A 6,040-nucleotide genomic window follows, 5' to 3' on the forward strand; every position below is an offset into this window, starting at 1 on the left:
GGCCGACTTCCCGGTTTCACGCTATCCCGGCACACAGCCCAGGAACTCGCAACCGCAGCGCACCCCCACGAGCTCCCAGCCTCGGAACGCGCATGGCTGTATCTCGACGCGGCCCAGCATGGACTCGGCACCCGCTCATGCGGACCGGATGTATGGCCAACAGAGGCACTCGCCCCGGAAGCGCGCAGGGAGCGCACCCGTGGCTCCGGATCGACTCGTTCGCCGATTCGCAGGGCCGACTTCCCGGTTTCACGCTATCCCGGCACACAGCCCAGGAACTCGCAACCGCAGCGCACCCCCACGAGCTCCCAGCCTCGGAACGCGCATGGCTGTATCTCGACGCGGCCCAGCATGGACTCGGCACCCGCTCATGCGGACCGGATGTATGGCCAACAGAGGCACTCGCCCCGGAAGCGCGCAGTATTAACCTCCTCATATCGGTGGCGGAATAGCGCGCGGGGGGGGGTGGCGAACTTATTGCCTGCTGCAGGTGGAGGAGGTCCGTGTTTTTCCCAAGAGACCAGGGAACTGTGTGCTCGGCGTACCGGAAACGGCCGGAGTCTCCCTGCGCGGACGAGGCCTTCACGGGAGGAAGAAGGGCGCTCCCGGGGACTAGGAAGCGCCCTAGTAGCTCTCTTCGGCGCTCTCCCGGGCGGGTGAGGCAGCCGGCGGCAGCACCGTCGTCGTGACGTCCACCACCTGCGGCTTCTTCGGCACCGAGCTGAAGCCGAAGCGGACACGGGGGCGGACGCTGGTCAGTACGCCGAGTGAGTCGCCCGCCCAGGACGCCGTCGCCGAGGTGATGGTGCGGGCGCCGGTGACGCCGTAGAACTGCCGGCGTCCGTCCTTCGTGGCGCCTGCGGTGCGCACGCCGGGCATGAGGATCTTTGCGACGGGATTGATGGCGCTGAGCCAGCGGGGATGGGTGCCGACGGCCCGTGGGACGAGACCCAGCAGGCGTCCGACGGCGGTGCTCCCGCCCAGTTCCGCCCGGACAACAAGTGGCCCGGCGTCCAGGGAAAGCGAGTCTTCGCCCAGGCTGACCGTCAGCGGGACGGTGCGGACGATGTCGAAGGAATAGGTACCGGCAACGTAATCGGCCACCTCCGACGTCGGCGCCAAGAGGGTGCGCGTGCCTTCCCTGCTCTGGACCATGACGTCGGTGAATGCCCCCAGCGGGGACTCCGCCCACATGCCGATGACGATGCGGACGCCCGAGGTGGTGCCCAGGCTCGCGATGTGTCCTACAAACTGCTCAGTCTCGGCGCTCATGATTTCCATTATGTACGGTCCGGAGTTCGGTGCGCCGTCGAACTTGATTACCGCACATTTTCGTTGACTTATCCGGATTCGGCCGAAATGCCCTAGCCAGTAAAACTCGCCTGGCCTAGGTTGCTTTTATGGCACAGGGACCTGTTCGCGCGGGGGTTGATGGTCCGGCCTCTGACGCGCTTCTGAAATTCGGCCGCTTCTTCTCCAAATGGGATGAAACGGATGATGGACGGGCAGTCTTCAGGGAGGGTGGAAGAAGCGGTGACATCTTCTACCGTGACCGCTGGAGCCATGACAAGGTGGTCCGCTCCACCCACGGGGTGAACTGCACCGGGTCGTGCTCGTGGAAGGTGTATGTCAAGGACGGCATCATCACGTGGGAGTCGCAGCAGACCGATTACCCATCCGTCGGCCCCAACAGCCCGGAATACGAGCCGCGCGGCTGCCCGCGGGGAGCGGCATTCTCCTGGTACACCTACTCTCCGACGCGGGTCCGCTATCCGTACGGCCGCGGAGTGCTCATTGACATGTACCGGGAGGCCAAAACCCGGTTGAAGGACCCGGTGCTCGCCTGGGCAGACATCGTGAATGATCCCGAACGGCGCCGGCGCTACCAGCAGGCACGCGGCAAAGGCGGCCTGGTCCGGATTTCCTGGCAGGAAGCCGTCGAAATCGCTGCCGCGGCCCACGTCCACACGATCAAGGCACACGGCCCGGACCGCGTGGCCGGGTTCTCGCCGATCCCGGCGATGTCCATGGTGTCTCATGCGGCAGGCACACGGTTCATCCAGCTCATCGGTGGGGTGATGACCTCCTTCTACGACTGGTACGCAGACCTTCCGGTGGCCAGCCCCCAGGTCTTCGGGGACCAGACCGACGTGCCGGAATCGGGCGACTGGTGGGACTCCACCTACCTCATGATGTGGGGGTCCAACGTCCCGGTCACACGGACGCCCGATGCCCACTGGATGGCCGAGGTGCGCTACCGGGGCACCAAGGTTGTCTCGGTCAGCCCGGATTACGCGGACAACACCAAGTTCGCCGATGAGTGGCTGCCCGCGCAGGCCGGCACCGATGCTGCGCTGGCGATGGGCATGGGGCACGTAATGCTCAAGGAGTTCTTCGTGGACCGCGAGGTGCCCTTCTTCCGGGACTATGTACGCCGGTTCACGGACCTTCCGTTCCTGGTCCGGCTGGAAGAGCACGACGGCGGCGGCCTGGTCCCGACCAAATTTCTCACCGCCGCGGACCTCGCCTCACAGGCACCCGGCGAGGATGATGCCTTCAAGACCGTCCTGTTCGACCGGAAAACCGGGCAGGCAGTGGTCCCGAACGGCACCATGGGTCACCGCTATAACGACGGCGGCATGGGCAAGTGGAATCTGGACCTCGGGGACACCGACCCGGCCCTGTCCATGCTGGAGACAGCCGACGCCGGCACCGCGGAGATCCTGATGCCGCGATTCGATGACCCGTCCGGTGAGGCGGGCGTCCAGCGCCGCGGGGTTCCGGTGCGGGAAGTGGAAGGGCACCTGGTCACCACCGTCTTTGACCTGATGCTCGCTCAATACGGTGTAGGGCGGGACGGTCTGCCAGGGGAATGGGCCAGCGGGTATGACGACGCGTCAACGCCCTACACGCCCGCCTGGCAGGAGGAAATCACCAGCGTCCCGGCCCAGGCCTGCATCCGTGTGGCACGTGAGTTCGCGCGCAACGCAGAACAGTCCAACGGCCGGTCGATGATCATCATGGGCGCCGGAATCTGCCAGTGGTTCCACGGTGACGCAACCTACCGGGCGGTGCTCTCCCTGCTCATGCTCACAGGCTGCATGGGCCGCAACGGGGGCGGCTGGGCGCATTACGTGGGCCAGGAAAAGTGCAGGCCGATCACCGGTTGGATTTCGCTGGCGAACGCACTGGACTGGTCGAGGCCGCCGCGCACCATGATCGGCACCGGCTACTGGTACATGCACACCGACCAGTGGCGCCAGGACGGCTATTCCGCTGACGCCCTCAAGTCACCGTTGTCCACCGGGAACCTTGACGGGATGCACACGGCGGACGCGCTCGCCCAGTCCAACCGCCTCGGGTGGATGCCGTTCTATCCGCAGTTCGACAGGAACCCGCTGGATCTGGCGGAGGAAGCTCAAAACGCCGTGGACAACGGGCAGGCGACCGATACGCCGTCGTACATCGCCGCGCAGCTGAAGAGCAGGCAACTCCACCCGGCCATTGAGGATGTCGACTCGCCGAAGAACTGGCCCCGCACCCTGATGCTCTGGCGGTCCAACCTGTTCGGCTCCTCCGCAAAGGGCAATGAGTACTTCCTCCGCAACCTGCTTGGGACCCACAACAACGTGATGGGTGAAGACCACTCAAGCGGCCAGCTTCCCAGGGACGTGAAATGGTATGAGGAAGCACCGCAGGGAAAGCTCGACCTGCTGGTCACCGCTGACTTCCGGATGACGTCGAGCACCCTGCTCTCCGACATCGTCTTCCCTGCAGCCACCTGGTATGAGAAGCACGACCTCTCCTCCACGGACATGCACCCCTTTGTCCATGCCTTCACACCGGCCATCGACCCGCCGTGGCAGTCGAAGTCCGACTTCGAGACTTTTCACCTCCTGGCAAAGGAGTTCTCCCGCCAGGCACGGACCCACCTGGGGGTCCGCAAGGACCTTGTCAGTGTGCCGCTGCAGCATGATACTCCCGGCCAGGTGGCCCAGCCCGGCGGCGTGGTGCGTGACTGGCGGAGGGAAGATATCCCGGCCGTGCCTGGACAGAACATGCCGAACTTCCAGGTGGTGGAGCGGGACTACACGGCCATCGCCGACAAGCTGGCTACCGTTGGACCGTTGGCGGACACCCTGGGGTTCACGGTGAAGAACATCACCTACCGTGTGGGCCGCGAGGTTGACCGCCTGGGCCACTCGAACGGCGTGATGCGGGGCGGAGCAGGTAACGGCCGTCCGGCAATCGACACTGACGCCAAACTTGCAGAGGCCATCCTCGCCTTCTCCGGTACCACCAATGGTGAGCTCGCGGTGCAGGGGTTCAAGGATCTCGAGAAGCGCACCGGCGTCAAGCTCGCCGACCTGGCCGAGGGATCCGAGGAAAAGCGCATCACCTTCGCGCAGACGCAGGCCGCGCCGGTGCCGGTGATCACCTCCCCGGAATGGTCGGGCTCGGAAACGGGAGGCCGCCGGTATGCGCCGTTCACCGTCAATGTCGAGCGGCTCAAACCATGGCATACCCTCACCGGCCGCATGCACTTCTTCCTGGACCATGACTGGATGCGCGACGTCGGCGAGGCACTTCCCATTTACCGTCCGCCGCTGGATATGAACCGTCTGTTCGGTGAACCGAAGCTCGGCCCGGACGGCACCCGGGAAATCACCGTCAGGTACCTGACGCCGCACTCCAAGTGGTCCATCCACTCCGAATACCAGGACAATCTGCTGATGCTCTCCCTCTCCCGCGGCGGCCCGACCGTCTGGATGAGCCCGGGTGACGCCGAGTCCATCGAGGTCAGGGACAACGACTGGGTTGAGTGCGTCAACACCAACGGTGTGCTTGTCGGCAGGGCCATTGTCAGCCACCGGATGCCGTCCGGCGTGGTCTTTGTGTATCACGCACAGGAACGGACCATTGATGTGCCGAAATCCGAGGCGACCGGCCGGCGCGGCGGGATCCATAACTCGGTGACCCGCCTGCTGGTCAAACCCACGCACATGATCGGCGGGTACGCCCAACTGGCCTATGCCTTCAACTATCTCGGCCCGACGGGAAACCAGCGTGACATGGTGACGCGCGTCCGTCGTCGTTCCCAGGAGGTGCAGTACTGATGCGTGTCATGGCTCAAATGGGCATGGTGATGAATCTCGACAAGTGCATCGGGTGCCACACCTGCTCGGTGACCTGCAAGCAGGCGTGGACCAACCGGGCGGGCACGGAATATGTCTGGTTCAACAACGTCGAGACGCGGCCGGGGCAGGGGTATCCACGGCGCTACGAGGATCAGGAGAAGTGGCGCGGCGGCTGGACCCTGAACAAGCGCGGCCGGCTCAAACTGAAGGGAGGCGGACGGCTCCGCAAGATGCTGGGACTCTTTGCGAGCCCCGTACAGCCCGAGCTGAAGGACTACTACGAACCCTGGACCTACGACTACAAGAACCTCGTGGACGCACCGCGACGCACCGCTCGGCGACGACTTCCCGGTTGCCCGGCCCAAGTCACTGATTACCGGAGAAGACACCAAAGTCACCTGGTCCGCCAACTGGGACGACAACCTTGCCGGCACCTCGGAAATGGGCCACCTGGACCCCTTGGTGGAGAAGGTTCGCAGGGAGTCCGCGGACAAGATCAAGTTCGAGTTCGAGCAGACCTTCATGTTCTACCTGCCCCGGATCTGCGAACACTGCCTCAATCCCTCCTGCATGGCATCCTGCCCTTCGGGCGCCATCTACAAGCGGGTGGAAGACGGGATTGTCCTGGTGGATCAGGACAAGTGCCGCGGCTGGCGCCAGTGCGTCACAGGGTGCCCGTACAAGAAGATCTACTTCAACCACAAAACGGGCAAGGCGGAAAAGTGCACGTTCTGCTACCCCAGGGTGGAGGTGGGGTTGCCTACGGTATGTTCCGAAACCTGCGTGGGCAGGCTGAGGTACCTGGGGCTTTTCCTGTACGACGCCGACAAGGTCACCGAAGCGGCCTCCGTTCCGGAGGACAGGGATCTCTACCAGGCTCAGCTTGACGTCCTGCTTGATCC

The 6,040-nt window shown here is 64.5% G+C and carries 3 protein-coding genes; 2 read left to right on the forward strand and 1 reads right to left on the reverse strand.

Going from position 1 to position 6,040, the window contains the following annotated elements:
• Positions 1–624: 624 nt before the first annotated feature.
• On the reverse strand, positions 625–1,272 hold the full coding sequence (locus X803_RS18775) for a hypothetical protein (protein WP_051470598.1): 648 nt from the start codon (positions 1,270–1,272) through the stop codon (positions 625–627).
• 128 nt (positions 1,273–1,400) lie between these two features.
• Here X803_RS18775 and X803_RS0108610 point away from each other — a divergent pair, with 128 nt between their 5' ends.
• Both X803_RS0108610 and X803_RS22725 read left to right on the forward strand, forming a co-directional pair.
• A complete protein-coding gene (locus X803_RS0108610; RefSeq protein ID WP_026544825.1) occupies positions 1,401–5,117 on the forward strand; it encodes a nitrate reductase subunit alpha in 3,717 nt (1,238 codons plus the stop codon).
• 483 nt (positions 5,118–5,600) lie between these two features.
• Positions 5,601–6,040, forward strand: a 440-nt coding sequence (locus tag X803_RS22725; RefSeq protein ID WP_253907424.1) for a 4Fe-4S dicluster domain-containing protein, incomplete at its 3' end; no start/stop codon positions are given.

The organism is Arthrobacter sp. 35/47, assembly GCF_000520475.1.
GTDB classification, from domain to species: Bacteria; Actinomycetota; Actinomycetes; order Actinomycetales; family Micrococcaceae; genus Arthrobacter_D; species Arthrobacter_D subterraneus.

What these genes read in the sequence shown, in the direction of transcription:
- X803_RS18775 (WP_051470598.1), bottom strand. Translation starts at nt 1,272, where the DNA reads ATGAGCGCCGAGACTGAGCAGTTTGTAGGACACATCGCGAGCCTGGGC.
- X803_RS0108610 (WP_026544825.1), top strand. Translation starts at nt 1,401, where the DNA reads ATGGCACAGGGACCTGTTCGCGCGGGGGTTGATGGTCCGGCCTCTGAC.